The following is a 26,606-nucleotide window of genomic DNA, read 5'->3' as shown; positions in this document are numbered from 1 at the left end:
AGATCGGTATGTCTGCTTTCACCGACCTTGAAACGCTTGCCGGTGACCTTAAACGATCATCGGCCGGCGTCAGCGACTACCATGACCGCGCCGTCACGCCGGCGCAGACCTTGGCAGCCATCAGGCCGCATCTGCGCGAATTCGGCATTACGCGCGTTGGCCTCCTGACTGCACTCGACGTTTTGAACATCCCCGTCGCCTTCGCAACGAGGCCGAACAGCCATACGCTCTCGGTCTTTCAGGGCAAGGGTATCGATAACGATGCCGCCATGGCCTCGGCGGCGATGGAGGCGGTCGAGACGCGGATCGCCGAAATTGCCCCCACCGACATGACGCAGGCAACGATCGAGAACATGCGGGCGGAGCATGCCGCGATGATCGATCTCGACAATGTCGCACGCTGCGCTCCCGAGGAAATCGGACGAGCTCCCATCCCCTGGTGCTCCGGGCTCGACATTCTTTCGGGCAGCAGCGTCTTCGTGCCCTGGTGGCTCGTCGGTCTCGACCATCGCGGCGAGAGGCCGCCCGGCTTCGAGCAGTCGAGCGATGGGCTCGCCTCCGGCAACACCCCGTCCGAAGCGGTCCTGCATGGGCTTTGCGAGCTGGTGGAGCGCGACGCCTGGGCCCTGACCCAGCTGAAGTCGCCCGAGCGCCTGAAGGAGAGCCGCATCAACCCCGCCTCCTTCGGCGATGCGGTCATAGATGTCATGACCGACCGGATCACCCGTGCCGGCATGAAACTGCTGCTGCTCGACATGACGACGGATATCGGCGTTCCCGCTTTTCTGGCCGTCATCATGCCAGGCAACATTTCAGACCGTGTCGACGCGCGCTGGTCGCATGTCTGCGGTGGCTGCGGCTGCCACCCCGATCCGGTGCGCGCCGCGTTGCGCGCCATCACCGAAGCGGCGCAGAGCCGGCTGACCGCGATTGCCGGCAGCCGCGACGATTTCTCGCCGCGCATCTATCAGCGGCTCGACAGGAGTGCGGCGATGCAGCAGGTGGTCGAACTGTGCGAGGGCGACGGCCGGATGCGCTCGTTCCACGCCCGCGATCGCCGCCCGGCGACGATCCAGGACACCATCGGCCATATTGCCGACCGGCTGGCGGCAACCGGCATTGAGCAGATCGTCGTCGTGCCGTTTCCGCACCCGGCCCTGCCGGTCTCCGTCGTCAGGGTGATCGTGCCGGGACTGGAGGTCGATATCTCAGGCCAATATATCCAGCTCGGCCTGCGCGCCGTCAACACCATGAGAGGAGCCGAATCATGAAGGTGCTGTTCGTCGGCCCGAGCCTTGGCAGCGATCTTGCCGCAGCAAGAGCCATGTCCTCCCGCATCGATTTCCGGCCGCCGGCGGCTGCCGGCGACATCCTGAAGGCCGTTCAGGACGGCGCCACCGCGATCGGTCTCGTCGACGGCTATTTCGGCGATCTGCCCTCGGTCTGGCACAAGGAAATACTTTACGCACTCGAACATGATGTCGCCGTTGCCGGCGGCGCCAGCATGGGCGCGCTGCGGGCAGCCGAATGCGCCCCCTTCGGCATGGTCGGGCTCGGCTCGATCTTCGAAGATTACGAGTCAGGGCGGCTGCTCGACGACGAGGCCGTCGCGCTTGTGCATGCGCCGCAGGAGCTCGGCTGGCTGCCGCTTTCCGTACCCTGGGTCGATTTCGAGCCGACCATCGATGCGCTTCACGCCGTTGGCGAAATTTCGCTCGCCGAGCGCAAGAAACTCCTGCTTGCCGGCCGTTTCCTGCATTTCTCCGAGCGCACCTATGCGAAGGTGGCCGACGAGTGCCATTTCCGCAAGCCGCGCCGCGACCACATCCTCGCCGCCATCCGGGGGAACCGCGTCGAGCGCAAGCGGGGCGACGCGTTATTGGTGCTGGAATGGCTGTGCCTGGACAAATTCCGCCCTATCAACCGTGACTGGCGCTTTGCCGCGACCTCGCACTGGGAACTCCTGCACGCCGAAGTCACGCGCAATGCGGTTCCTGTAACGCTTGAATAACGGTCGCGGCGGAAGATGCAGTAATGATGGAATCGTAGGGTTCCACGACCAAAGAGGGCGGGAACGATGTTTGAACAACACAACGAAGCTACCGGCAGCGAATACGCAAGGATCTTCCGGCTGCTGTCGGCAGCCAAGGAGGAGGCTGAAAAGCTTCAGCTGCGCAATCTGATGCACCTGACGAACATGGCGCTGCTGCAGGTCGTCATCGATTGGGACGGCATAGATCCCGACAGGGAGCTTGACGTCAATCTCGAGAAGCTGGTCGGCAGCAAAGCCAAAATCGCAATGAAGGATGCCAGCGAGAATCTAATCCTGATCGATCGCCATTGATCCCGATCAATCGCTATCGATCCTCATAGATCCTTGTTGATCCTCATGCGGTCCGTTGGGTTCGCGTGAAGGACAACCGGTCTATTCGGCCGCTTCGGTGTCCAGCTGTTCGGTGTTGGCAATCGCCTGGACGAGCTTCAGAATCTTCTTGCGAAGCGCTTCGTTCTTGATCGAAAAGAACGCCGCGTTGAGAAGGACGCCTTCGCGCGAAATAACGAATTCCTCGCTGGGAGCGGAGTTGTCGTTGGCATTATCAGGGGTCGACAGGTCGTCGAAGAACGTCCTGACATCAACCTTCAGCGCGCCGGCGATTTCGACCAGCATGCTGGCGGAAACGCGGTTGGAGCCCTTTTCGTATTTCTGGATCTGCTGGAACGTTACGCCAACACGATCGCCCAGTTCCGTCTGAGAAACTTTCCTCAACAGACGCTGGATGCGGATCGTCTTTCCGACGTGAACATCGACGGAATGCGGTTCTTCTTTCATCTTATTTCCCTTCTGAAGGCAGCGGACAGGGGGTTATTCGCCATATCCGTGTCAACAACTTTTAGCCGAGATAATTAAGGCTAGCAATTGCTTGCATGTAGATAGCGTTAAGCCCGAATATCTGGCCCTTTTTGTCCCGGAATGGTACAAAAAACATGCCAAAATGACACGCCCAGGAGACCGGTCGCTTTATTTTGTGACGTCAGAGCGACCAAAGGCGCTGTGCATTGGCGAAAAGCAACTTCGAGCGCTCCGTCTCGCTCACGCCGGAAAGCATGGCATGGGTCGCCGCAACCCAGGTCGAGAGGCCGCCGCCGAGCGTACAGACCGGCCAGTCGCTGCCCCAGACGACGCGGTCCCAGCCGAAACTCGCGATCACATGTTCGATATAGGGCTGCAGCGTTTCTGCCGTCCAGGTCTTCGCATCGGCATAGGCGACGACGCCGGAGACCTTGCAGACGACATTCGGCCGCCGGGCAATCTCTGATATCCCGGCCTTCCAGGGCTCAAAGGCGTCCGAGCGGATATCCGGCACGCCGCAATGGTCGAGAACGAACTGTACGTCGGGCGCAAGATCGGCGAGGGCGGTCACACGGCTCGCCTGATGCGGCAATGTGCAGAGGTCGAAAGTCAGGCCGCTGCCGCCGATACGCCTGATGTTTTCGCGAAACAGGGCGCCTTCGGAGACATTATCGGGCACGACATGCAGCACGCGGCGAAACCCCTTGACGAAGGGATCGGCCTTTTGCCGCTCGAGATAGGCGGCAAAGCCTTCCGCTTCCGGCCGGCAGGAGACGATGGCGCCGGCAATCAGACTGCCTTCCTTTTTGGCGATCTTGGCGACGTGATCGGTCTCGGTCTGCATCGCAGTGGGATCGACATCGACCTCCATGTGCAACACCGTGGTGATGCCGCAGCGCCTCGCCTCCGTCGCATAGGTCTCGTAGAGGAAATCATGATCGAGATCAGGCGCGCCGGAGAGCCAGGGATAGGGCAGCGCCGACCGATCGATGATATGCAGATGGGTGTCGATGAACACGCGTCTCTCCTCAGGGCGTGGCTTTGCCGCAACCTATCCCTGGTGAATGGATTGTTCAAATAGAAATTCCCGCTTCGCGCCGATGCCACCCGTCAGCCGGAATTGACGACACTGGCGCCGGCAAGCAGCGAAAGCTGGGCAGCGGTCTTCTGCACCAGCGTGATCGCCTGGGTGATATCGGGAGCCGACGGCGCGTTGACGAGCGCGATGAAGGGGCAGGTGAGGGCGGCGATGGAGCGGTGGTCCGGTCCGAGAACGGGAGCTGAAAGATTGTAGACGCCAGATGTCTGGGCGCTCGCCATCATCTCGTAGCCGCGCTCGCGGATCTGGTCGAGACGATCGTAGAATTCTGGCCCAAGTTCGACCTCCGCACGACTGCGCACATGTTCTAAGATCATCATCTCCCGCTCCTCCTCGCTGCGGAAGGCGAGCAGCACATGCCCCGACCCGGTGTCGAAGAGGCTGATATGGGCGCCGATGCGGATCGAAAACCCCCAATAGTCCGGCGCCTCCTGTTGGGCGATGACGACGGCAGCACCCCGATCGAAGACGGCGAGATGATTGGCCTGGCGCGTGCGCTGGGCGAGATCGCGCATCAGCGGCGTGGCATAGGAGGCGAGCCGGCGCACCGGAGCGTGCAGCTGCGCAAGGCCGAAGAGCTTCAGCGTCAGCGAGTAGCGGTCGCCATCCAGCCGGGTGACGTAACCGCGGCGCACCAAGCGATCGAGCATGCGGTAGAATTCGTTGGGGCTGCGGTCGAGCCGCTTGGCGATGTCGGCCTGGGTGAGGCCGCTGTCGACGCCGGCGAGCAATTCCAGGATATCGAGGCCCTTGTCGAGGGCAGGAGCGCGGTAGCGGTCGGACTCGTCAGTCTCCATTGCTTCCTCCTGTGAATATCAGTCTGCATATACGCAGAACCGCAGCCGGAAAAGCAAAACTTCGCACTTGACCCTTGGCCAATCGTTTGTTTGTCTATAAACAGACAAATCATCACTGAAGAACATGCCGAGGACAGGGAGGAACGACCATGCAACGCATGGGAATGGCCATCGGCCCTGGAGCCGGCGACGGTTGCCGTCGTCAAGCCTCCGCATTCAGCCGGTCAGCGGGATCCGGCGCTGATCTGCCTTTGCAACAGTGGCAAGTCCTCCATTTAATACAGAGAGCCCCGCGCATCCGAAGCCAGGCCCACGCAATGGCGGCCTGGATGCCTTGCCAGAACCCGCTTGAAACGCGCAAAGAGGGCGAATGGTGGACGACGATGGACAAGACGCCATCACGACCGAGCTTCGCCAAGACATGAACCGCATTCCATCGTCCAGCTTAGACCATTTCAGAAAAGGCCCGTGATATGACAAACAGACTTTCCGACAAGACCGTTCTCATCACCGCCGCCGGCCAGGGCATCGGCCGGGCGACGGCGGCAGCCTTTGCCGCGATCGGCGCCAAGGTCCACGCGACCGACATCAACACGGAGGCCTTAACGACGCTTGCCGCGGAGACCGGTGTTTCCACCCATAAGCTGAACGTGCTCGATGCCGATGCGGTCAAGGCTCTCGTCGCCGAGATCGGAGCCGTTGACGTGCTCTTCAACTGCGCCGGCTTCGTCCATGCCGGCTCGATCCTGGAAATGAAGGATTCCGATCTCGAATTCGCCTTCGACCTCAACGTCAAGGCGATGATCCGCACCATCCGCGCCGTGCTGCCCGGCATGATCGAGCGCAAGGACGGGGCAATCATCAACATGGCCTCCGTCGCCTCCAGCATCAAGGGCGTGCCGAACCGATTCGCCTATGGTGTCACCAAGGCGGCGGTGATCGGGCTCACCAAAGCCGTTGCCGCCGATTATGTCGGTCAGGGCATCCGCTGCAACGCCATCTGCCCCGGCACGGTGGAAAGCCCGTCGCTGCAGGACCGCATGCGGGCGCAGGGCGATTACGACGCGGCGCGTGCCGCCTTCATCGCCCGCCAGCCGATGGGCCGGCTCGGCTCGCCGGAAGAGATTGCCGATCTCGCCGTCTATCTCGCCGGCGCGACCTACACGTCGGGCCAGGCGATCGCCATCGACGGCGGCTGGACGATCTGATTTCAGCCGACGATGCGGCCGGCGGTCCCGTCGGCCGGTCCGGCCCCAGCAGCCGACCCCATGTGGTCGGCCTACCAATCGGGAGAAACATCATGACCCGCATCACCGACCTTCGCGTCTTCGATCTCCGCTTTCCCACGTCGCAAAGCCTGGATGGATCGGATGCGATGAATCCCGATCCGGATTATTCGGCGGCCTACGTCATTCTCGATACGGACGCGCCCGGCCTTGCCGGCCATGGCCTGACCTTTACCATCGGCCGCGGCAACGACATTTGCTGCATGGCGATAGAAGCGATGCGCCACCTCGTCGTCGGCGCCGACCTCGCCGAAGTTCTCGCCCATCCCGGCACCTTCTGGCGGCATCTGACCAGCGATAGCCAGCTGCGCTGGATCGGGCCGGAGAAGGGCGCCATTCATCTGGCGACCGGCGCGGTCGTCAATGCCGTCTGGGATCTGCTCGCCAAACAGGCCGGCAAGCCCGTCTGGCGCCTCGTCGCCGAGATGTCGCCGGAAGAGATCGCCGATATCGTCGATTACCGCTATCTCACTGACGTTCTGACGCGCGACGAGGCGGTCGAGATCCTGAAGCGTGCCGAGGCGGGCAAGGCGGAACGCATCGCCATCCTCGAAAAAGAGGGCTACTCCTGCTACACGACCTCGGCCGGCTGGCTTGGATACGGCGACGAAAAACTGCGCCGCCTCTGCCAGGAGGCAATCGATGCCGGCTTCAACCATATCAAGATGAAGGTCGGCCGCGATCTGGAAGACGATATCCGCCGTCTCAGGATTGCCCGCGAGGTGATCGGCCCCGACCGCTACCTGATGATCGACGCCAACCAGGTGTGGGATGTCGGCCAGGCGATCGACTGGGTCAAAGCTCTTTCCTTCGCCAAACCGTTCTTCATCGAGGAACCCACAAGCCCCGACGATGTCGCCGGCCACCGCAAGATCCGCCAGGCGATCGGCCCGGTGAAGGTCGCGACCGGCGAGATGTGCCAGAACCGCATCATGTTCAAGCAGTTCATCGCCGAGGGTGCGATCGACATCGTGCAGATCGATTCCTGCCGCATGGGCGGACTGAACGAAGTTCTCTCCGTGCTGTTGATCGCCGCCAAGTTCGACCTGCCGGTCTGGCCGCATGCCGGCGGCGTCGGGCTCTGCGAATATGTGCAGCATCTGTCAATGATCGATTACGTCGCGGTGTCGGGCACCAAGGAAGGTCGCGTCATCGAATATGTCGATCACCTGCACGAACACTTCCTCGATCCCTGCCTGATCGAGAACGCCGCCTACATGCCGCCCACCCTGCCGGGCTTCTCCATCGAGATGAAACCGGCCTCGATCGGCAACTATACGTTTGGAGGTTAAGGAAACTGCGCCGGGGATGACGTATCCAATTCCGGCCGCATGATAATTTCCTGATTTCAATAGTCTTTCCTACTACCGATGGGCTTCCAATCTGCCGGGACTGCTCCAATTCACTTGGAGGCGGCGAAGCTTGCTTTTTAGAGCGCCGAGGAATAGCTTTGCAGTGTGAATGCGGAGGGGGCCTAGCACCAGCAGGCCAGCAAATTTTATTGAACTTAGACAATAGAATGTTTGCGATCGAGCCATGCCCAAGTTTCGTCACGCCAAGAGACTGTGCGCTTATCTGCTGATTGTTGCAGGAATGCTGCTGTCGATTAACACGGCATTTGCCGCCGGTACAGAAGAGAGCGGACGCCGCGTCGCTCTCGTCATCGGCAACTCGGTCTACAAGACGCTGCCCTCCCTTCCCAATCCTGCCAATGATGTCGAAGAGGTCGCGACCACGTTGCGCGCGGCCGGTTTCGATGTGACGATCGGCGTCAATGTCGACCGCATCGGGCTCGAAGATACGGTGCGCCGCTTCCTGCGTTCGACCAGCAATGCCGAGGCCGGCCTGATCTATTATTCAGGCCATGGCATCCAGGTGGGCGGCCAGAATTTCATCGTGCCAGTCGATGCGACGCTGGAGACGCCCTATGACGTCGAGACGCAGACCATGCCGCTCGACCTCATCCTCAACCATCTCAAGCAGAATTCGCGGGTGCAGTTGATCTTCCTCGACGCCTGCCGCAACAATCCCTTCAATGCCCAGAAATTCTGGATGGCGGAGAAACTGGAGCCGGTCGGCGCCACACGCGGACTTGCGCGCATCGACAGCGACCTCGGCAGCCTGATCGCCTTTTCCACAGAACCCGGCCAGGTGGCGCTCGATGGCACCGGCGCGCTCAGCCCCTATTCCGAATCCTTCATCAAGCGGGCGAGCGAACCCAACAAGGAAATCCGCCAGGTCCTGACCGATGTGCGCCGCGACGTGATGGCCATGACCGGCGGCAAGCAGGTCCCCTGGGAAAACTCCTCGCTGATGGACAGCTTCTATTTCATTCCGGCGCCGCCGCCGCCGAGCGTCGAATCGATGCAGCAGGTGAGCGTGCCGGAGGGTGCGGCCACGACCAAATTGCCGATCGCTCCGCCGCATGACGAGACCGGCTCGGCGCTGCTCGTCACCGTCAACCAGCTGCCTAAGACCGGTAAGCTCAGCTTCGACGGCAAGCCGGTCGAGCAGGGCGCAAAGATGCCTGCCGCGGCACTGACGGCGCTGACCTATGATTCATCAGGTGTTGCTGCCGGAACCGTCGGCCTGATTGGCTATACCGTGAGCGATCCTTACGGCCAGGCGGCGCAGGGCGTCGTCGCAATCACCGTCTCGGCCGACGCCGGCGCCAAGCTCGCCCAGCTCGAGCAGGAAAAACAGGTGCGGCTTGCCGATGCCGACGCCTATCTGAAGACGCTGCCGCGCGACGTCGACACGACGATCGGCGTCGGCCCTGTAGAAGCCAGCCTGCCGGTCGTGCCGGCATCGGCCGCGGAGATGACCTTCAAGGTCGCGGCCCTGCCCGACAAGGGCACGCTGCGCGCCGGAGACCGGGTGATCGGTCTCGGCCACGTGCTTGAAGCCGCCGATATCCCGGCGCTTTCCTACGAGCCCCAGATCGGCACTGAAAACCAGCCTTTCGCCGTGACGCTGCAGGCCGCCAATGACGACTTGCCGCCGGCGACCGTCACTTTCAAGCCGACGCTCGACGCCTGCGATACGTCAGCCGCGGCTCCGCTCGACCTGCAGGGCGTGACGGCAGGCAAGTTGCCGAACGAGATCGACGCCGATGAAGCACTGTCGGCCTGCACGGAGGCGATAAAGGCCTATCCCGAGGTGGCGCGCTTCGTCTATCAACTTGGCCGTGCCCAGCTTGCCAACCGCGACGCCAAGACGGCTTTTGCGACGATCAGCAAGGCGATGGATGCCGGGCATGTCCGGGCAATCTATGAACTGTCGAGCCTTTACGAGTTCGGCGCCTCCGTTCCGCGCGACGCAGCCAAGGCGAGCGAGATTGCCAAGGGGGGAGCGGCCAAGGGCGATCCCTTTGCCCTGCACAGCTATGGCAAGTCCCTCTATTACGGCCGCGGCACAAAGGCCGATCAGCAGCTGGGGTTGCGGTTGATGCTGCAGGCCGCCGATCTCGGCCATACCTATGCGATGAACGAGCTCGGCTATATCTTCCTCAACGGCGTTAACGTTCCGGCCGACCCTGAGCGGGCTGTCCGCTTCTACGAGGCCGGCGTCCAGCGCAACGACATCTATTCGCTGAACAATCTTGCGCTCGTCTACCGTTTCGGAAAAGGCGCTCCGGAGGATCTCCCGAAAGCGCTCGACCTTTTCACGCGGGCGGCAGAGGGCGGTCAGCCCTATGCCCCGACAAACCTCGGGCGCATGTACCGCGACGGTATCGGCGTTGCCGCGGACAAGGCGGAAGCGGTCAAGTGGCTGGAGATGGGCGCGGAACGCGGCGACTATTGGGGTGCGCTCGACCGCGCGATGCTCGCGAAGGAAGAGGGCGCGGACGCTGACAGCCTTGCAATCGCGTCCCGTTATTTCGCGCTGGCGACCGCCATCAACATGCCAGGCAGCGGCGATCCGAAGAACCAGGCGCTGGCGGAACTCAAGAGGCTTCCTGGCGCTGCCAAGAAAAAAGCGGAGGCCGCATTTGCCGCCGAGCTGACCGCTCAGGAAAAAAAGGCAATTCCGAAGACCAAGTCGCTCGATGACAGGCTCGTCAAGCTCGCCAAAGCGACATGGATAAAGCGAAATCCGAGGTACGATCTCTTCTGAAACGGCGGTCCGGGGGCGCCCTATATGAACAACAAGCTAATCATCCGTATGCTATTGTGCTCGACATTCATCGCAGGCTCAGGCGCGATCCTGCAGAGTTGCATCTTCGATCCTGGCGCCAGGACCCTGTTTGCCAGCGAAGAGCCGGTGGCCAGGAGCGCCACGCCGACCAGGAGAACCACGCCCCCCGTTAGAAAAGTGGCCGCACAACCGGCTTTCGCCCGCTCCGAGAACAGTTCCAGTGGGAATTCCGGCGGCGGCGGCATGGGCGGCGGCTCTGGCTCCAGCGGTTCTTCTGGTTCGAGCAGTTCATCGAGTTCCAGCGGGGGCTGGTCCGATCGCCGTCTGAAGATCGATATTCGTCGGCTCGGCACCTCGGCTGAGGGCATACCGGTCTATGCCTTCCGCTACATCTGGGGCGGCCCGCTGTTCGTCGGCACGATGGCGCAGGATCTATTGGCGATCAGGCCTGAGGCAGTCATCGAAACCGCATCGGGCTATTACATGGTCGATTACGACAATCTTGATATTGCGATGGTCTCGCTGCCGGAGGATGCGTCTGGCCTGACCGATGAAGCCGCAATGGCGCTTGCGACCCGGGCCTCACGGATACGCTCTCGGGGCTCCGTTCGACAACCTTCCGTTCAGGCGGCAATGTAATCAAGGAAGCCGAGCGCGTGCCGATATCGCAGGATGGGGATACCGTAACCGGGAGCCCTCTCGTCAGCCAGGCGGCGACCCTTGCCGGAGTTCTGATCGGCATTGCGCTCTCGACCTACCTGCAGCTTGAGCCCGGCAAGGCAATGGCGCTTGCCGTCTTCTGCCTTCTCCTGGCGTGGGTCGTCGTCGACGGCACATTCGCTGCTCGTTCGACCTGGGTATCGAGAAAGAGACGAGGCGAAGCTCCCGCCATCTTCTGGCGTCGCATCGGAACGAAGCTCGTCGGCCTCGCAGCGCTGCTTGGCGTGGTCGTGATCGCCTGTTCGGTCTTTCCGTTTTTCACGCAGTCGTCGGCCGTCCGATGGATCATCGAGGCTGGGCACACCACTATTCCCATTTCCATCGCACTTGCCGGCGCCACCATTCTCTACGTCGCGGTCACCGATCGCATCGCGGAGGAGCCCGACGATTATCTCAACCAGGTCGGGCGCGCGGTGTTGATGCAGGATTTTCGCGAGGAGGACGTGCTGTTTGCATTGCGCCTGCTCGCGATCAAGTGCTTCTTTCTGGTGCTGATGTTCTCGGGCGGCATGGCAGCCCTTTCCGATCTTGCCGAGAAGCCGGCCTGGGCGTTTCCGCCGCTCTCTGCGGCTTGGTTCGAAGGCCTGTTGCAGCTTGCCTTTCTTCTCGACATCGTGCTAGCCGCCGGCGGCTACGTCGCGACTTTCAAGCTTTTCGGATGGCATGTCAGGGCAACGGAGAAGACGACGCTCGGATGGCTCGTCTGCCTCATCTGTTACGAGCCGTTCTTCCCTGCGATCTCGCATGCCTTCGTGCCCTATGGCGAGGGGCCGGGCTGGGAGACCGTAATCCAGGAGGGGTCGACCATCTTCATCCTCTGGAGTGTCGCGACGTTGTTCTGCACCGTCACCTATGTCTGGGCGACCGTCGCTTTCGGGCCGCGATTTTCCAATCTCACCCATCGCGGCATCATCACATCAGGCCCCTATCGCTTCATGAAGCATCCGGCCTATGTCTCGAAGAACATCGCCTGGTGGCTGGTTGCGATCCCAGGCTTCCTCGCCAGCGGCCTTGCGGAAGGACTTGCCCGGGCCGGCATGCTGGCGATCGTCAGTCTTATCTACCTGCTGCGCGCCCGCGCCGAAGAGCGCATGTTAAGCCGAGACCCCGCCTATCGGGACTATGCCGACAGCGTCGCGGCGCATGGACTTCTGGCGATGGCGAAGCGGCGGCTGACATCAAGACCGGCGGCGTGAGTTTCCCGCCGTTCAGCCATCGAGCCCCTTGAAGCGCACCGGCTGGTAGCCGCGCATCAACAGGCTGCCGAGCGAATAGGTATTGCGGCAGACGCGACCCTTGCAGGCATTCGGCGAGGCCTCCATTACCTCCACCTTCTTGTCGGCCGTGAAGCGCATGAACAGCAGCACATGCGAGCCCGGCTTGTTCAGTGCATCGCCCGGCCGCATCGACCAGGGATCGGAGAGGCGCTTGGTGATCCCAGGGATGGCGCGCGTCGAGACGTGCATCTTCAGGCCCCAGGCGTCGCTGACGAAACCGGAGCAATCGACGCCGAGGATGTTGGATTGCGGCGCGCTCTTGGTGCAGACGTTGCCGGCGGTCTGGCCCTTTTCCACCCCGCCGATGAAATTCTCGAGCGGCGTCTTGCAGCCCCAGCAGTAGGGAACACCTTTGACCGTCTGGCCGCGCTTGCCGATCAGGTAGATCGGGCGGCGCAGCCGGTTCATGTTGACGCAGCCCGGTCCCGGATCCCTGCCATAGGCGGTTGGTGTCACCAGCCAGTTCATCGTCTCGAAGCCGATTGCCCGCTCGATGACGTCGCTGCGCGATTTCGGCACGATCGCCACCTTCGGCGTCTTGCCGGGCTTGCCGGCAGCCGGCTGCTTGGTGGGCCTGATAACGGCAAGCTTGCGGCCGGGCTCCCGGCCGTCGAGCCGCAGCACCTGCGCCCGGCTTTCTTGCGAGCGGAGATAGAGCACGTCACCGCGCGGACCGATCGCCACGAAGCGTCTGGAGAATACCGTACCCGGTTCGATCGGCAGGTCGTAGACCCGGTCCATCGCGCCGTTCGGCGTGAATCGCACCACCAGCATGCCGGTGCGCTCGGGCCGGTCGGCGGGTACGAGCTCAACCAGCACATAAGGCCTGCCCGTCGTGTCGATGTCGAGAAGTTCGACGGTGCCGATCCGCCCTTCCGAGGCGAGTTGCAGCGAGAGGAAATTCTCCTCCGAGCTGCTGCGCCGCAGCAGGATCTCCGCCTTGTCGTTTGCAGCAGCCGAGACCTCGGCGACGATATCGCCGAGCCCGCGGCTCGGCACGTATTGAATGACCGGCGGGCGGGCCTCGGGCCGGCTGGTGCTGCGACCGATCTCGTCGATGATGCTGTTCAGTGGCCCCGGTGATACCGAGCCCATCGAGGCGAAGACCGAGCGGGTGTAGTCGTCGGCATCAGCGCCGCCGTCGACGGCGCGCAGCGTCTGCGACCGGCCGTCGGCATCGGTGGAGCGCTCGAGCGGCACGACGCCGTCGGACCAGAGGTAGAGTTCGTTGTGAACGACGGCGAGATCCCCCGCCGTGGCATTTTCCGGCAGCGGCAGGATCGCAGGCTCGGCCTGCGAGCGTTCGGCGTCGACGGCGAGCACGCGGCCGTTGTTCTGGTCGAGGATGTAAATGGTGCCGTCGTCACCGACGGTGATCGCCGCCGGCCCGGATGCCTCCGCTTCCTCGTTGGAAGAAATGATGCCGACCGAACGCGCGCCGTCGCCGCCGCGAAGCTCGATGATCGTCGTGTCTTTGGCAAAAACCGGCGAGGCGACCGCAAGTGCCGCGGCAAACAAAATATGCGACCCAAAACTACGCATTGCCTCGACCCCCAGAACAGGATGATTTTAGTCCGATCCGGCTAAAAATCTGAATCCTGTTCTCAATTAAGGTTAGTGCATGATGTCGTCCGAAAACCGATCACACTTTTCGGCATCATGCACTGTTACCGTCACGCTTTTCAAAAATGGTAGGCTAGATATGACTTCTCAGCAAGCCGTTGCTTTCCAAACGATTTGGAGATCTGCGCGGGCGATAGTACAAGATCATCGTCTCGAAGATTTGTCGGCAGGGAATGCTTATGCTGGAATGGAACGGTGACGAACTGGCGCTCGATATAAGCTTGCTGGAGCAGGTTCGCGCGGCGAGGATAGATTTCTCAGACCGCGTCTGCGCTGCCTCAGCCAGCAAGGACGACAAGCATCTGGCGCAACTGCGCTCGGAGCCGACCTACCTGATGGCCGAGTTCCTCTATTCGATGAAGGTCTTCGGCATCAGCACCGCCGAGGACATCGAGCGCTTCGCCGATCTGCACAATGATTACGTGGTTTCGCTGACCCGCGATCCGGCCAAGCTGCAGCGTCTGGGGCTTTCACAGGATCGTGCGCTCGCCTCGATGTTCACCGCCGACACCAAGCCGCGGCTGATCCAGAACTGGGCTGACAAATCAGGCGCGATCGACCAGTCCAATCTCGCCCGTTTCCTTGTTGCGGTGATGTCGAGCGAGACCTGCCGCAAGACGTTGATCGATTTCGAAACGGCAGGCTTCATGCAGCGCAAGCGCTCGCCCTACGGCACCATGGTCGTCTGGTCGACCGGAATGATCGAGGAGATCTTCGGCGAGATGCTGCGCGATCTGCGCCTCGGCTTGCAGCAATTGAAGATCCTCTGATGCATGTCGCCCGGAAGTGTGCGGCGGTGGGTCAACGACATGCATAAAACAAAGAGCGAAGGCGCCGCTGCCAGCCGATTTCAACCCTCCCAATCGATTGGCACTGTGCGCCGTTGCCTTCCTTTCGGCCTCTCCCTATTCTCGGGGCGCCTATGCATGTCGCCCGGAAGGGTGCAGCAGTTCCGGGAGAACGACATGCAAAAACAAAGAGCGAAAGCACGTCGCATGAATCAAGTTTAATGCGACGTGCTTTTGTCGCGCAGTGGCGCCAATAGGACGGATTTGACGACGATGACGAAATCCTGGCTCATAACCTTATCGATCGGCCTTCTGCTGACGCTGCAGACCCCGCGGCTTGCCTATTCCGGCCCTGCCGAGGACGCGCTTGCGGCGCGGAACCCCTCACTTGCGGCGCTGCGCCAGCATGACGAAAAGGCCTTTGCTGCGGCGACTGCAATCATCGCCGAACAAGAACGCGCCAAGGGGCTGGCGCCCGGCGAGGCGAAGCTGCCCGATGCGACCTCTCCCGGCCGCGACATGGGCTCAGGCCCCGGCAAGGAATTCACGGTCGACAATCCGGATATTCTTTGGCTCTACAATTCCTCACCCGAAGGAATGAGCGACCTGATCTCGATTTTGAAATCAGCCGGGCAGAAACCCAAGAACTAACCACCTCCCTGCAGTTGAACGGACTATAACAGGCCCCGGTTATGCCAGAGCGTGAGTCTTGCTCACGTCTTTGCCTTGTCGGATTCTTGGCGGCTCCAAATAATTTGTAACCCTCCCTCAAGCAAGACAGGCAAAGCCATCCCAATTTCGCCAGTCAGTGCTATTCTCATCTTCAACACAGTGTGAGATGTTCGAAGAGGAGGTTTTCCAATGCCGAACCGCAAAGCCATCCTGGCAGCAGCCACCTTTCTTTCGTTCTTCTCGGTGGTTCCCGCCGTCGAGGCGCAGAACGAACGCACATTGACCGAAGCGCCGGCGCAGACCGGGCCCGTCAGCGTCACCTTCGATCGCGCTGAAGCCAAATACGCCATCGGCGAAGTTGTCGGCCTCTTCATCCAGTCGACCGAGAACGCCTATGTCACGGTGCTGAACGTCTCGCCGAATGGCGCAGTCGTGAAGCTTTTCCCGAACAAGTACCAGACCGACGCCCTTGTCGGCGCCGGCAAGCGCGTGCAGGTGCCGGATCCGGCAAGCGGCGCCAAGCTGCAGGTTTCAGGCCCGGTCGGTCAGGAGCAGATCAAAGTCTTCTATTCCTCCAAGCCGCTGAACATCTTCGCCGATCTCGGCGGCAGCGGCGGCGGCATGTTCCGCTCGGTTGACGGCGGCATGGATGCCGTCTCCCGAAGCCTGGAAGAGGCCCGAAGCCTCGGCACCAAGATCAGCAGCAAGACGCTGATGCTGACGACGGTCGATAGTCCGGCCGCTGTCCCGCCCGTCGCAGCCGCCCCCGCAGCAAAACCCGCGCCAGTCGAGCAGGCTGCAAAGCCGCCCGTTGCGCCGAAACCTGCAGTCGCTCCGAAGCCGAAGCCGGTGACGAAACAGGAGGTTGCCAAGAAGCCGGAAACGGTGGTGGAAAAACCGAAGCCTGTTGCCCCGAAAAAGGTCGCGCCGAAGCCCGTCGAGCAGGCAGCACAGCAGCCGCCGAAGAAATACAAGATCGTCACCAACCTGGCGCCCGGCCAGGAGCTTGCCGCCGACGAACTGGAGCTGATCGGGCCCGCCGATACGACTTCATCCACCAAGCCGACCCAATATAAGCAACCGACGACGCAGTATAAGCAGCCGGCCCAGACGTCCCAGACGAAGATGCCGAAACTGCCGATGCCACAGATCAAGATGCCTCAATTCAAGCTTCCCGGCGGCTTCAGCATCAAGATGCCGCAGCTAAACCTCGGCCGTTCGGCCGAACCTGGCCAGGCAGGGGAAGAGATCGAGGTAGCAAACGCCGATACGCCTGTTTGCACGGCTCTTCTTGATAAGCTGAACACCGCCGTTGCCGCCAAGGATATCAGTGCTGCCGCGTCTGAGGCTGATGCGATCGCCGTCAGCGCCGATTGCGGCCAGTTCCAGGTGAATGCCCAGCGCCGCGTCGCGGCCCTCAGGCTTTCGGCTGCCCAGGAGATGATGGCCGCCAACCAGCCGGTCGCCGATTACGAGCCGTTGCTTGTCGCCGCCGACAGCCCGCAGGTGCTCTGGCAGGCCTCCGCCACACTCGGCGAAATCTATTTCTCCTCACGCCGCTTCGCCGATGCCGCCGCCGATTACCAGCAGGCGATCGAGATCATCAAGAACGAGACCCGCACGCCGAAGGCGCCACCGGCCGAGACGATCTCCGATCTCATCCAGCGCGCCGCCCAGGCCCGCATCCTTGCCGCCAACCCGACGAGCGACAATCCGCAAGGCAGTTTCGTGCCGGCCGAGAAGGATCACCGCAGCGGCGTGCTCGGCGGCATCTATTCCGAGAATGTGCGCGGCATCGTGCCGGTCTCCATTCCGGTTCCGATCACCTTCGACTTCAACAAGTCGAGCTTCACCTCGATCGGCACCGAAGCCGCCGAGGAGCTGCTGGAGGCGCTGAAAGAGCAGAAGCCCGGCCGCATCATCCTCATCGGCCATACCGACCGGCGCGGCGGTGACGACTATAATCAGAAGCTTTCCGAACGCCGCGCCCAGGCCGTCGCCGACTTCCTGAAGAGCAATGGCCTCGACGCGACAATCGACGCCGAAGGCCGCGGTGCATCCGAGCCGGTGGACGTCACCGCAACCGCAAATCTCACCGAAGACGATGTCGATGCGCTGAACCGCCGCGTCGAATGGCGCCGCGAGTAGCTGAGGCGGGGAGGAGCTTGGCCATGACCGCATTCGTTTCCATGGCCGCAGCACTTGCCCTCCTCACCATGGCGGCCACCGATAGCCTGGCAAGGGTCATCGAGGCGCCCGAGCGTGGTGCAGTCAGGGCCGTGCTGATCGGCATCGACCTCTACCGCAACGTTCCGCCGCTGCACGGGGCCGTCGCCGATGCCGAGGATCTTTCGCTTTCGCTGCGTTCGGTCGGCGTCGAGGACATGACGCTCTTGAAGAATGGTGCTGCCGACCGCGAGGGCATCTTCCACGCGATCCAGGCCGTGACCGAAAGGGCAGGGCCTGGCGATCTCGTCGTGCTCGGCATCGCCGGTCACGGGTCGAGCGAGCCGGAACGAGTCAAGGGTTCCAAACCGAGCGGCCGCGACGAGGTCTATGTGCTTGCCGGCTTCGACACCCGGCTACCGGGTTCGCGCGAGCGCATCTTCGGCGACGAATTCAAGGCGCTGATCCGCAATCTAGAGACCAAAGGCGCCGATGTCGTCTTCATCGCCGATACCTGCCATGCCGGCGGGATGACCCGCGACGTCGATCCGCGCGGCGCCGAGATCACCTGGCGTCAGGCGCCTTCCTATACGATCGAGGAGGACGACCTCGCGCCGATTTCGACCACGGCGGATGCGCTGTCCACCGGCTTCGATTTCAAGCGGCTGACCTTTCTCGCCGCCGTCGACGAAAACACCAAGTCGCCCGAGATATCAATTCCCGGCATTCCGCAAAAACGCGGCGCGCTGAGCTATGCCACCGCCCGCGCCTTCGAAGGGGCGGCCGACCGCAACGGCGACGGCGCCGTCAGCCGCCGCGAACTGTTCGAATATGTGCGCCAGGCGGTCTACCAGTTCACCAACCAGCGGCAGAACATCTTTACCGAAAGCCCGCCCGGAACCGATCTCGATCGCGCGGTCGTCTATCATTACGAAGGGGCGGGGGCCCAGGCGGCGGCGGAGAAATCAAACACTCCGCTGCCCGCCGAGCCCGCACCGATCAGCGTTGCCGCCCTCGGCTCCGATCCGGTGCTGCAGGGGATCGACGCCGCCGTCACGCCGTTCAAGCTGACGGAAGGTGCCGATGCCGAACTTGTCTTCGATCCCGCAAAACACGAGGCGATTGCCGGCGCCGATGTCGTCGCCTCCGCCATCGGCGCCGGCGACATGCCTTTCGTCGTCGACCGGATGGCCGCGCTCGATGCGCTGAAGCGGCTCTCCGAGACCAACCCGCAGACCGTGCGCGTGACGCCTTCCGATACCGTCCATCGTGAGGGTGAACGCGTCGGCGTCAGCGTTTCGGATCTATCAGGCCGCAAGCTCGTGCTCTTCGACGTCACCGGCGATGGCACCGTACAGTTCCTCTATCCGGGCGAGAAGGAGGTCGATGCCGAGATGTCTGCCACCTTCGATCTCGACCTGTCCGTCGTCGCACCATTCGGCACGGACCTGCTCGTCGCCGTCACCTCTAAAACGCCGATGCCCGAACTTCTGGAGTTCCTGAAGCAGAACGACAGGCGCCGCACCGCCGGCAATATCGCCAAGCGCCTCGGCGAATTCCTGCCCGAGGGCGCGCGCGTCGGATTTACGGTCCTCTATACCTCCGCTGGAGCCAAGCTATGAGCACGTCGATCAGCAGGGTCCTCAATATTGCGTCCGTCATGCTGCTTCTGGCTACTCCCGTGCTGGCGCAGCAGGATACTGATTTCGCCGGCGAGGATGGCGGGCGGGTCATCGGCGGCCAGGCGGCCAAGAAGGGCGAATGGCCCTGGCAGGTGAAGATCCTGGCGCCCGATCCCGAACAGCGCGGCCGCTTCGGCGGCCATTGCGGCGGCTCGCTGATTTCGCCGCGCTGGATATTGACGGCCGCCCATTGCGTCACCAGCGGCCGCTCCGGCAAGCAGGATCTCTTCGCCCGCGACCTGCTGATCGTCGAGGGTAAATCGAAGATCGATAAGGTGATCGCCGTCGATGGGCCCGATAAGCCGGGACTGGCCGTGGAAGACGTGATCATTCACGAGGACTTCGACCGCAAGGTCTTCGCCAACGACATCGCCCTCATCAAGCTCAGCGAGCCCGCCAAATCGAAGCCGGCGATCCTTGCCTCGGCCTCGGACGACGAAGTGGAGGCAGCCGGCCACCCCGCCGTCGTCACCGGCTGGGGCTACACCAAGGCCGATCACGGCTGGGACGACAAATACCTGCCGACCGAGCTGCAGGAAGTGGAACTGCCGATCGTCCCGCGCGAGGACTGCCGCGCCGCCTATCGCGACAGTTCGATGCGCATGAACCCGATCGACGAGCGCAATGTCTGCGCCGGTTATGCCGAAGGCGGCAAGGACGCCTGCCAGGGCGACAGCGGCGGGCCGCTGGTCGCCCAGCGTCCCGACAAGCGCTGGATCCAGCTCGGCATCGTCAGCTGGGGCGCCGGCTGCGCTGAGGCCGAGCACTACGGCGTCTATACACGTGTTGCCGCGTTCCGCGACTGGATCGCCGCCAAGACCGACGGCGACGTGCCTGATGTTGAAGGGCCTGCTGCCAATGATCAGGTCGCGTCCACCACCACCAGTAGCGGGATGAAGCAGAGGAAGTCCGGACAGGAAGAGGCCAACCTCGCCATCACCACCCCACCCGCCGGCGATACCGCGCCGGCTGGGACGACCGAAACGCCAGACGCGCCGGCCAACGATACCGCGCCAGTTGACAAGCCCGTCGCCGACGAACCCGCCGTGCGGCCAGCAGTCGTCCAGACGCCGGTGATCGAAAGCAAGCCCGGTGACCGCGCGCTGTTGATCGGCATCGACGACTACGAGATGCGCGAGGCGAAGCTGACCGGTTCTGCGACTGACGTAAAAGCGATGCAGGTCTTCCTCGCCAAGACGCTCGCCTACCGCCCGGAGCAGATCCACACGCTGACCAACCGCAAGGCGACCCGCGAGGCGATCCTTGCCGAAATCGACGACTGGCTGGTGCGCCAGTCGACGCCCGGAAGCCGCGTCTTCCTCTATTTCAGCGGCCAGGGCTCTGAAGAAATGGGCGCCGAGGAAACGACGAGCCCGACGCTGGTGGCCGTCGATGCCAAGCTGGTGCGCGAGGGCGGCAAGGTGACGGTCACCAACCAGATCCGCGAAACCGAGATCGCCGCAAGGCTGAACAGCCTCAAGGATCGCCGCGTCACGCTGCTGATTGATGCCTGCCATGTCGGGCCCGGCAGCCGCAGCGCGGTGGCCGCACCATCCGGCACCGTGCGTTGCCTCGGCCCGGCGCTGGCAGGGCTCGAACCGCCGAACAAATCAGGCAAGGAAGCGAAATTCTCCTTCGGCGGCGAAAACGCCATGGTCTGGTCGGCTGTCAACGCAGGGCAGTGGGCGCTGGTCGATAGCGAGGCCAAGCCACCGCTTGGCGTCTTCACCCGCCGCTTCATCGAAGGCGTGCAGGATGGCGTGGCGCGCGCAGCCGACAAGCCGAATGTCAGCAATGCCGCTTTGCTCGATTATGTCCGGCGTAAATCCGACGAATATTGCCGGACGCATGCGGGAGATTGCCGCTTCACGCCGGTGCCGCAATTTTATGGCCAGCCGGATGCGCTCGGCCGGGATGTCATCACCGGCGACGAGGCGAAGACGGCGGTCGCCGCCGTCGAGAATACGCTGAAGAGCGACAATGAGGCGGGCGTCGCCGTCGACGTGCTGCCCGGCACTGCGGTCAGCATCGGCGACAAGGTGGCGATGCGTGTGTCCACCAAGAAGTCCGGTTACCTGATCCTGGTCGATATCGATGCCTCCGGCAAGCTGACACAGCTTTTTCCTAACAAGCGCTCGATGGGGCTGAAACCATCAGCCAAAAGCGGCGACAACCGGCTCGATCCGGCCCGGCCGGTCGTCGTGCCCGATGCGCGCAATCCCTATACCGGCTTCGAATATGTAGTGGAGGGACCGGCCGGCGTCGGCATGGTCGTTGCCATCCTCAGCGACAAGCCGATCGAAGTGCTCGACCTGCCCGACGTGCCGACGCCGCTCGTCGGCCAGCGCGCCGCCTTCAACTATGTCTACGATCTCGCCCGAAGCCTCAGGATCGTCGGCGACGACGAAACCGGCGCCCAAGGCAAATGGTCGTTCGATTCCAAATTCTATCGCATCCGCTGAACAGGAGCGAACCATGCCGAAATCCACTCTGTTGGCGGGTCTTGCCGCTTTTCTGATGACACTTGCCGCGTCCGCCCATGCCGGCAACTCCGGTGACAGCAAGGCGATGCTTGCAGCACAAGCAGGGCTTGCCGCCGAACTCATCGATCGCACCCTGGCAAAGGAGGGTGCTGCCAATATCATAGTGTCGCCGGCAAGCCTTGCCGCAGCACTCGGTCTGGCAAGCCTCGGCGCCTCCGACGAGGGCAAAGCCTCGATCGCCAAAGGTCTCGGCTTCGGCGGCGAGGTCAAGGGACCGGAGGCGGTGCTCGACGCGATCTATCAGGTGAAGCCGGCGGCTGCGGATGCGCCGTTGACTGCGGCGGTCGCGATCGTCTTCGACGACAAGCTGGTGCTCGTCCCCGATGCGCTTTCCATGCTCGCCCGCCACCGGATCAAGCCCTCGATCGAGGATCTCGACGGACCGAAATCGGTCGAGCACATCAACGGCTGGGTAAGCCAGGCAACGCGAGGCGCCATTCCTGTCATCCTGGACTCTCCGCCCGGCGGCGGCTTCGTCAGTCTTGGTGCGCTCTCCTTCAAGGCGCGCTGGAAGACGTCTTTCGAGAAGGAAAGCCCGGCAAGCCCCTTTCAGAGGCCGGATGGATCGACGATTTCGGTGCCGATGATGCATCTTGCCGGCGATGGTCAGAAATTCCGCGTCGACGAGAAATTCACTGCCGTCGATCTTGCCTATGCCGGCGAGAGCTACAGTATGGTCGTGGTGGCGGCGCGCTCAGGCAACGGTGTGGGCGGCGCGGACCTGAAGACGCTCACTTCCTGGCTGCAGGGAGAAAAATTCGAAGCCGCCAAGGGCGAAATCTTCCTGCCCCGCTTTTCCCTGAACGACGGGCGTGATTTGATGCCGATACTCAATGCGATGGGCGTGACGCCCGAGAAGGCCAAGGATGCGGGTTTCCCGGGTTTCACCAAGGAAAACATCCGCTTGTCGCGCGTCCTTCAGAAGACGATGATCAAGGTTGACGAAAACGGCACGGAGGCGGCGGCAGCCACGGCTGTTATCACGGAACGCAGCATCGATCCGAAGCTTGTCCGCGTCGTGGCCGATGCCCGTTTTGCCTTCGCGCTTCGCGATACAAAGACCGGCCTGCTGCTCGCCGCAGGCCTTATCGGCGATCCATTACTGGCAGGCGAATAGAGTTCGGTTTCATGAATGTAATGAATGCAGGGGGACACGTGCATGAGAAGTGATCTGATCGCCCGCTACACGATCGGCGAGCCGGTCTACGAGAACGAGTTCATCGTCTATCCGGCCCAGGACAAGCGGATGGACCATGCGGTCTTCATCGTCGCGCCCGATATGGCGCTGAAACTGGACAAGGCTCGTTTCGAGCGGGTCTGGACCTCCATCAACGAGGCCAAATCGCTGACGGCGCGGCGCTTCGTCGAGATCGAGGACCTCATCCCGCCGTCGCCGGAAGACGACAATTTCTACATCGTCGAGAAGCGGCCGTCGAAAACGCTGCACCAATATCTCGATGAAACGGAAATGGTAGCTTACGAGCGCGCCGTGGAGATCGGCCGCCACATCCTCGAGGGGCTGGCAACGCTGCACGGCGCCGGCTACGCCCACAATGCGCTGACGGACCAGTGCATCTACGTCTCCGAGGATTATTCCGGCCTGTCGGTGCGGATCGGCAACCTGCACCTGATCTCGAAGATCGGCGAACACATCATCCCGCCCTATGTGCCGGAATTCGGGGCGCCGGAAATCTATGCCAGCGGCACCTTCTCCGCCTCATCGGCACTCGATATCTACGCAATGGGCATGATCGCCTACAAGCTCTTCCTGCCGCGGCAGACCTATGCCAGCGTCTTCGACAGCGTCATGGTCTGGGAAGACGAGCATCAGCGCGAGCAGAGCTGGAAGAACATCCATCTCGACCCTTCCAATATCTTTCCCCGCCTCGACGTGCTGATCCCAGGCTTTCCCGAGGGTCTTGCAAGTCTGGTGGAAAGGATGCTGAGCCGCGATCCAAGCGCGCGACCGCGCACGGGCGCCGATGCGCTGGGCGAATTTGCCCGGGTGACGACAGGCATCCAGCCGATGTCGTGGGATCCGCGCGGCGGCATGCAACAGCAACAGGACGCCCCGAAGCCGAAAAAATGGACGCCTCTCAAGATCTCCATGATCGCCGCACTGCTCTTGATCTGCATCGGCGTCGGCGTCTTCACCATCCCGAAGCTGCTCGCCCCGGATCCGAAACTCGTCGCCGATGTCGGCACCTGGAAGAAGGAGGCAGAAAGCCGCAAGCAGAAGGCGATCGCCGCCAAGGCGCCGGAGCGTCCTTCCGGCGATCAGGCAAAGCTCGCCTATGATACCGGCGCCGCGGCGCTGACATCGGCCGATGCCCTGCTCAAGGATGAAGATTACGAAAAGGCGCTTCCGGGCTTCCAGACGGCAGCCATCAATCTCGGCAATGCGCTGATCGGCATCTCGAAGGAGAACGCCGAGAAGGCGAAAGCTGCCGCTTCGGCCGCCGGCGGCGACAAGGCGCCAGGTTTTGCCGAGGCTGACGCCAAGATGAAGACTGCCGCCGATGCCGCCACCGCAAAGCAGATGCATGCCGCCGTCGATGCCTATGACGCGTCGAAAACGACGTTTGACGAGCTCTCCAAGGCGCTAAGCGCGCTGACGGCAGCCGAAAAGGACGCGGCGGGCAAACGCGAAACCGTCAATCGCATCGGCGCCGGCGATAGTCCCGATGTCGCCAAGGCGACCGGGCTGATGACCGATGCCAAGGCCAAGGCAGAGCAATGGCAGATGCCGGCCGCGACATCTGGCTATGGCGACGCTGCCAAGCTTTTCGATGCCGTCATCGCCGATGTCATGGCGGCAAAGGACGAGGCGACGGCGCTGAAGCAGAAAGTGACCGATCTCAGCGCCTCGATCGCGACCCGTGCAGGTGCTGCCGATCCGGCGCTTGCCGCACTCGCTCCGAAGATCGGCGAGGCCGACGGCCGCTACACCGCCGAGGCCTATAAGCTCGCGGTCGTCGCCTATCAGCCGATCCTTGCCGATCTCGAGGCGCTGTCGGCGCGCGGCTTCTGCCCGGTTTCGCAGACGCTTGCCTTCGAGACCGTCCCGGCCGGAAGTTATTCGCTGGAGAATGTCCGGCTGATGACCTCGTCGATGAAGGAAATCGGCGGCATGCTCGGCGTTGCCAACGACGCCGTGAAGATCGACAAGTCCTTCTGCATGCAGACGAAGGCCGTCACCCGTGCCGAGATGGCGGAATATTACACCGCCAATTCCGATCCCGCCGCCGCACAGGCCTATGGCGACAATCCGCAGCAGCCGGCCGACGACGTGCCGCTTGCCGTGGCGCAGAACTATACGGCCTGGCTGTCGAAGCAGCTGAACGCCCCCGTCCACCTGCCGTCGGCGACGGAGTGGATGGCAAGTGCGGCGAAGATCACCCAGGAAAAGCTGCCCGATAACGGTGATATCATCCTGCAGTGGAGCGCCACCCCCTGCGAAGCCGGCGGCAATGTCGCCTTCATGGCGCAGGAAGGTTCGACCTTCGTCGTCTGCTCCGATGCGTCGGCCGGCGGCATTTTCCGCGTTACCGCCGAATTGCGGTGAGCGGTCGGAAGCGTGGAGACTGATAGGGGGAGCGGTGTGCCGCTGACACGGGGCAGGGTAATCTGTTGCAAACCCAGAATGCGTCCATCAAGGCGACACTTGTCGACGCAGCGCGGGGCGGATCAACATAAGGTCGTAGGCGCCCTTTCTTCATCATTCGACAGCTCGCGCTCAAGGGGTGCCACTCGCAAGTTTTCAATTCCACATTTCAGAATACGCGCGTATATTGAAATTGGGACTGCAATATCCGTGCCTTGAGGGGTCGAGGACAATGTGCTGGAACACATCATCAGCATTCACGCCGGTAGGGTTTGCTTTGCGAGGCCCGGCATCTCGCAAGATCGTATGGACGCTGGGCGACGCGGCGCGTCTCCTGATCAACGACTGGCCTTGCGATGACGGCGAGGAATATGTGGCTGCAGTCAAAGCCTGCGTGGACGCATTGAGCGGCAAGATTGCCCCGGAACAATTCCGGGAAGCGCTTCTGCGTGCGGCCGATGAGGCCGGTATCGCTGCCCTATCGCTCGTGCGGCAGGGAGTGGGAGAGCGACGACCGGACCTTCCCTCAAGCGCGCAAAGATAGTCCGAGCTTCGAGGGCCAACCGCCTTTCGCCGTCACGTTTGCGCCAGTTGCAAACATCGTGGCGTCTCCGACGATTTGATCGACCCTCGTTGCTTTATTGCCCGCCTCGAAATTTCTTGGCAGGGGTGTCTGGCGGTGGTAATAATTCCTACCATAAGTGTATGGAGGTGAGTTATGGCCAATGTTGAGAAGATCAGCGTCTCAGTGACGCCGCAACATGCCGACTTGCTGCGTGACGCTGTTGGAAGCGGTGCCTACGCCAGCGCCAGCGAGGTCATCCGCGAAGCGATGCGCGATTGGTCCGCCAAATGGCAGCAACGCAGCGGCGATATCGAAAAGCTGCGCGAAATGTGGGCCGAGGGCAAGGCGAGCGGAACTGCCTCGCCAGTCGATTTCGATGAGATGCTTGCGGAAGCGCGGCAGGAACTGAAGGCTGCCCGCGGACATGGCGGTTAAGCTTCTCTGGACGCCGAGGGCGAAAGTCGACGTCAAGCAAGTCTTCGTCGACATAGGCAAAGAGCAGCCCCAGGCGGCCGAGCGGTATTTCCAGCAGTTCCGCCACAAGGCCGGCTTGCTTATCGATCATCCGCGTCTTGGCGAGCGCCACCCCGAGATCTTCCGCACCGCGCGGATGCTAGTCGAAGCGCCGTATGTGATCCTGTACGAGACGCACCCCGACACGGACGAGGGCGAGGTTGATGCGGTCGAGATCATCCGCGTGGTGGATGGCCGGCGCGATCTGGCGGCGCTTTTCTAGGAATTTGAGGTGGACGAGGATAGAGGCTGTCGCACACCCTCAAAGGCGGCTTAAAATCCG

General features: G+C 62.4%; 22 protein-coding genes. 18 read left to right on the top strand and 4 right to left on the bottom strand.

Features of this window, described 5'->3' with window-relative positions:
- Positions 1 to 8 precede the first annotated feature (8 nt).
- The 3 genes from AC25BC_RS30690 to AC25BC_RS30680 all read left to right on the top strand — a co-directional run bounded on the left by AC25BC_RS30690 (position 9) and on the right by AC25BC_RS30680 (position 2,344).
- The gene (locus AC25BC_RS30690; RefSeq protein ID WP_128439121.1) at positions 9 to 1,271 is read left to right on the top strand and encodes a YcaO-like family protein; all 1,263 of its coding nucleotides are present in this window, start codon (positions 9 to 11) and stop codon (positions 1,269 to 1,271) included.
- Positions 1,268 to 2,011 carry a TfuA-like protein gene (locus AC25BC_RS30685; protein WP_012763604.1) on the top strand — a complete coding sequence of 248 codons (744 nt, stop codon included), beginning with the start codon at positions 1,268 to 1,270 and terminating at the stop codon, positions 2,009 to 2,011. The genes AC25BC_RS30690 and AC25BC_RS30685 overlap by 4 nt, the downstream gene beginning before the upstream one ends.
- Before the next feature lie 66 nt (positions 2,012 to 2,077).
- A complete protein-coding gene (locus AC25BC_RS30680) occupies positions 2,078 to 2,344 on the top strand; it encodes a hypothetical protein (RefSeq protein ID WP_012763605.1) in 267 nt (88 codons plus the stop codon).
- An 81-nt stretch (positions 2,345 to 2,425) separates the two neighbouring features.
- Here AC25BC_RS30680 and AC25BC_RS30675 read toward each other — a convergent pair whose 3' ends face one another.
- The 3 genes from AC25BC_RS30675 to AC25BC_RS30665 all read right to left on the bottom strand — a co-directional run bounded on the left by AC25BC_RS30675 (position 2,426) and on the right by AC25BC_RS30665 (position 4,747).
- Positions 2,426 to 2,830: a helix-turn-helix domain-containing protein gene (locus tag AC25BC_RS30675; protein WP_128439122.1), complete on the bottom strand. Its 405-nt coding sequence runs from the start codon at positions 2,828 to 2,830 to the stop codon at positions 2,426 to 2,428.
- Positions 2,831 to 3,032: 202 nt separating this feature from the next.
- Positions 3,033 to 3,869 carry an amidohydrolase family protein gene (locus AC25BC_RS30670; protein WP_128439123.1) on the bottom strand — a complete coding sequence of 279 codons (837 nt, stop codon included), beginning with the start codon at positions 3,867 to 3,869 and terminating at the stop codon, positions 3,033 to 3,035.
- Positions 3,870 to 3,961: 92 nt separating this feature from the next.
- Complete coding sequence (locus tag AC25BC_RS30665) at positions 3,962 to 4,747, bottom strand: IclR family transcriptional regulator (RefSeq protein WP_012763608.1); 786 nt, start codon at positions 4,745 to 4,747, stop codon at positions 3,962 to 3,964.
- A gap of 473 nt (positions 4,748 to 5,220) precedes the next feature.
- Between AC25BC_RS30665 and AC25BC_RS30660 the strand changes: the two genes are divergently transcribed.
- The 5 genes from AC25BC_RS30660 (at position 5,221) to AC25BC_RS30640 (ending at position 12,086) form a co-directional block, all read left to right on the top strand.
- Positions 5,221 to 5,955: an SDR family oxidoreductase gene (locus AC25BC_RS30660; RefSeq protein WP_128439124.1), complete on the top strand. Its 735-nt coding sequence runs from the start codon at positions 5,221 to 5,223 to the stop codon at positions 5,953 to 5,955.
- Positions 5,956 to 6,047: 92 nt separating this feature from the next.
- The gene (locus AC25BC_RS30655) at positions 6,048 to 7,325 is read left to right on the top strand and encodes an L-fuconate dehydratase (protein WP_128439125.1); all 1,278 of its coding nucleotides are present in this window, start codon (positions 6,048 to 6,050) and stop codon (positions 7,323 to 7,325) included.
- 244 nt (positions 7,326 to 7,569) lie between these two features.
- On the top strand, positions 7,570 to 10,149 hold the full coding sequence (locus AC25BC_RS30650) for a caspase family protein (RefSeq protein WP_128439126.1): 2,580 nt from the start codon (positions 7,570 to 7,572) through the stop codon (positions 10,147 to 10,149).
- 24 nt (positions 10,150 to 10,173) lie between these two features.
- Positions 10,174 to 10,809 (top strand): tail fiber domain-containing protein, encoded by a 636-nt coding sequence (locus AC25BC_RS30645; protein WP_206642384.1) that lies wholly within the window; start codon positions 10,174 to 10,176, stop codon positions 10,807 to 10,809.
- 17 nt (positions 10,810 to 10,826) lie between these two features.
- The gene (locus tag AC25BC_RS30640) at positions 10,827 to 12,086 is read left to right on the top strand and encodes a methyltransferase family protein (RefSeq protein ID WP_128439127.1); all 1,260 of its coding nucleotides are present in this window, start codon (positions 10,827 to 10,829) and stop codon (positions 12,084 to 12,086) included.
- Between the two features lie 12 nt (positions 12,087 to 12,098).
- On the opposite strand, the gene AC25BC_RS30635 is transcribed toward AC25BC_RS30640, so the two are convergent.
- The gene (locus tag AC25BC_RS30635; protein ID WP_128439128.1) at positions 12,099 to 13,709 is read right to left on the bottom strand and encodes a hypothetical protein; all 1,611 of its coding nucleotides are present in this window, start codon (positions 13,707 to 13,709) and stop codon (positions 12,099 to 12,101) included.
- Positions 13,710 to 13,969: 260 nt separating this feature from the next.
- Between AC25BC_RS30635 and AC25BC_RS30630 the strand changes: the two genes are divergently transcribed.
- The 10 genes from AC25BC_RS30630 (at position 13,970) to AC25BC_RS30585 (ending at position 26,546) form a co-directional block, all read left to right on the top strand.
- Positions 13,970 to 14,560 (top strand): hypothetical protein, encoded by a 591-nt coding sequence (locus tag AC25BC_RS30630; RefSeq protein ID WP_012763615.1) that lies wholly within the window; start codon positions 13,970 to 13,972, stop codon positions 14,558 to 14,560.
- 291 nt (positions 14,561 to 14,851) lie between these two features.
- Positions 14,852 to 15,229, top strand: a complete 378-nt coding sequence (locus AC25BC_RS30625; RefSeq protein ID WP_128439129.1) for a hypothetical protein — start codon at positions 14,852 to 14,854, stop codon at positions 15,227 to 15,229.
- A 210-nt stretch (positions 15,230 to 15,439) separates the two neighbouring features.
- Positions 15,440 to 17,398, top strand: a complete 1,959-nt coding sequence (locus AC25BC_RS30620; protein WP_128407625.1) for a DUF4384 domain-containing protein — start codon at positions 15,440 to 15,442, stop codon at positions 17,396 to 17,398.
- Between the two features lie 23 nt (positions 17,399 to 17,421).
- Complete coding sequence (locus AC25BC_RS30615; RefSeq protein WP_128439130.1) at positions 17,422 to 19,038, top strand: caspase family protein; 1,617 nt, start codon at positions 17,422 to 17,424, stop codon at positions 19,036 to 19,038.
- The gene (locus AC25BC_RS30610; RefSeq protein ID WP_012763619.1) at positions 19,035 to 21,560 is read left to right on the top strand and encodes a trypsin-like serine protease; all 2,526 of its coding nucleotides are present in this window, start codon (positions 19,035 to 19,037) and stop codon (positions 21,558 to 21,560) included. Before AC25BC_RS30615 ends, AC25BC_RS30610 begins: the two co-directional genes overlap by 4 nt.
- Positions 21,561 to 21,573: 13 nt before the next feature.
- Positions 21,574 to 22,758, top strand: a complete 1,185-nt coding sequence (locus AC25BC_RS30605) for a serpin family protein (protein WP_128439131.1) — start codon at positions 21,574 to 21,576, stop codon at positions 22,756 to 22,758.
- A gap of 42 nt (positions 22,759 to 22,800) precedes the next feature.
- On the top strand, positions 22,801 to 25,206 hold the full coding sequence (locus tag AC25BC_RS30600; protein WP_128439132.1) for a protein kinase domain-containing protein: 2,406 nt from the start codon (positions 22,801 to 22,803) through the stop codon (positions 25,204 to 25,206).
- 271 nt (positions 25,207 to 25,477) lie between these two features.
- Positions 25,478 to 25,789: a DUF982 domain-containing protein gene (locus tag AC25BC_RS30595; protein WP_011655309.1), complete on the top strand. Its 312-nt coding sequence runs from the start codon at positions 25,478 to 25,480 to the stop codon at positions 25,787 to 25,789.
- 174 nt (positions 25,790 to 25,963) lie between these two features.
- Complete coding sequence (locus AC25BC_RS30590; RefSeq protein ID WP_017996885.1) at positions 25,964 to 26,245, top strand: type II toxin-antitoxin system ParD family antitoxin; 282 nt, start codon at positions 25,964 to 25,966, stop codon at positions 26,243 to 26,245.
- Positions 26,235 to 26,546: a type II toxin-antitoxin system RelE/ParE family toxin gene (locus tag AC25BC_RS30585; RefSeq protein ID WP_128439133.1), complete on the top strand. Its 312-nt coding sequence runs from the start codon at positions 26,235 to 26,237 to the stop codon at positions 26,544 to 26,546. The genes AC25BC_RS30590 and AC25BC_RS30585 overlap by 11 nt, the downstream gene beginning before the upstream one ends.
- Positions 26,547 to 26,606 lie beyond the last annotated feature (60 nt).

This window comes from Rhizobium sp. WSM409 (assembly GCF_057653825.1).
This window is presented reverse-complemented; position numbering and strand designations above follow the sequence as displayed.

Coding starts and splice junctions, on each gene's coding strand:
- AC25BC_RS30605 (WP_128439131.1), top strand. CDS start 21,574: ATGCCGAAATCCACTCTGTTGGCGGGTCTTGCCGCTTTTCTGATGACA.
- AC25BC_RS30655 (WP_128439125.1), top strand. CDS start 6,048: ATGACCCGCATCACCGACCTTCGCGTCTTCGATCTCCGCTTTCCCACG.
- AC25BC_RS30690 (WP_128439121.1), top strand. CDS start 9: ATGTCTGCTTTCACCGACCTTGAAACGCTTGCCGGTGACCTTAAACGA.
- AC25BC_RS30635 (WP_128439128.1), bottom strand. CDS start 13,709: ATGCGTAGTTTTGGGTCGCATATTTTGTTTGCCGCGGCACTTGCGGTC.
- AC25BC_RS30685 (WP_012763604.1), top strand. CDS start 1,268: ATGAAGGTGCTGTTCGTCGGCCCGAGCCTTGGCAGCGATCTTGCCGCA.
- AC25BC_RS30630 (WP_012763615.1), top strand. CDS start 13,970: ATGCTGGAATGGAACGGTGACGAACTGGCGCTCGATATAAGCTTGCTG.
- AC25BC_RS30650 (WP_128439126.1), top strand. CDS start 7,570: ATGCCCAAGTTTCGTCACGCCAAGAGACTGTGCGCTTATCTGCTGATT.
- AC25BC_RS30620 (WP_128407625.1), top strand. CDS start 15,440: ATGCCGAACCGCAAAGCCATCCTGGCAGCAGCCACCTTTCTTTCGTTC.
- AC25BC_RS30600 (WP_128439132.1), top strand. CDS start 22,801: ATGAGAAGTGATCTGATCGCCCGCTACACGATCGGCGAGCCGGTCTAC.
- AC25BC_RS30665 (WP_012763608.1), bottom strand. CDS start 4,747: ATGGAGACTGACGAGTCCGACCGCTACCGCGCTCCTGCCCTCGACAAG.
- AC25BC_RS30660 (WP_128439124.1), top strand. CDS start 5,221: ATGACAAACAGACTTTCCGACAAGACCGTTCTCATCACCGCCGCCGGC.
- AC25BC_RS30615 (WP_128439130.1), top strand. CDS start 17,422: ATGACCGCATTCGTTTCCATGGCCGCAGCACTTGCCCTCCTCACCATG.
- AC25BC_RS30595 (WP_011655309.1), top strand. CDS start 25,478: ATGTGCTGGAACACATCATCAGCATTCACGCCGGTAGGGTTTGCTTTG.
- AC25BC_RS30590 (WP_017996885.1), top strand. CDS start 25,964: ATGGCCAATGTTGAGAAGATCAGCGTCTCAGTGACGCCGCAACATGCC.
- AC25BC_RS30625 (WP_128439129.1), top strand. CDS start 14,852: ATGACGAAATCCTGGCTCATAACCTTATCGATCGGCCTTCTGCTGACG.
- AC25BC_RS30680 (WP_012763605.1), top strand. CDS start 2,078: ATGTTTGAACAACACAACGAAGCTACCGGCAGCGAATACGCAAGGATC.
- AC25BC_RS30675 (WP_128439122.1), bottom strand. CDS start 2,830: ATGAAAGAAGAACCGCATTCCGTCGATGTTCACGTCGGAAAGACGATC.
- AC25BC_RS30645 (WP_206642384.1), top strand. CDS start 10,174: ATGAACAACAAGCTAATCATCCGTATGCTATTGTGCTCGACATTCATC.
- AC25BC_RS30610 (WP_012763619.1), top strand. CDS start 19,035: ATGAGCACGTCGATCAGCAGGGTCCTCAATATTGCGTCCGTCATGCTG.
- AC25BC_RS30585 (WP_128439133.1), top strand. CDS start 26,235: ATGGCGGTTAAGCTTCTCTGGACGCCGAGGGCGAAAGTCGACGTCAAG.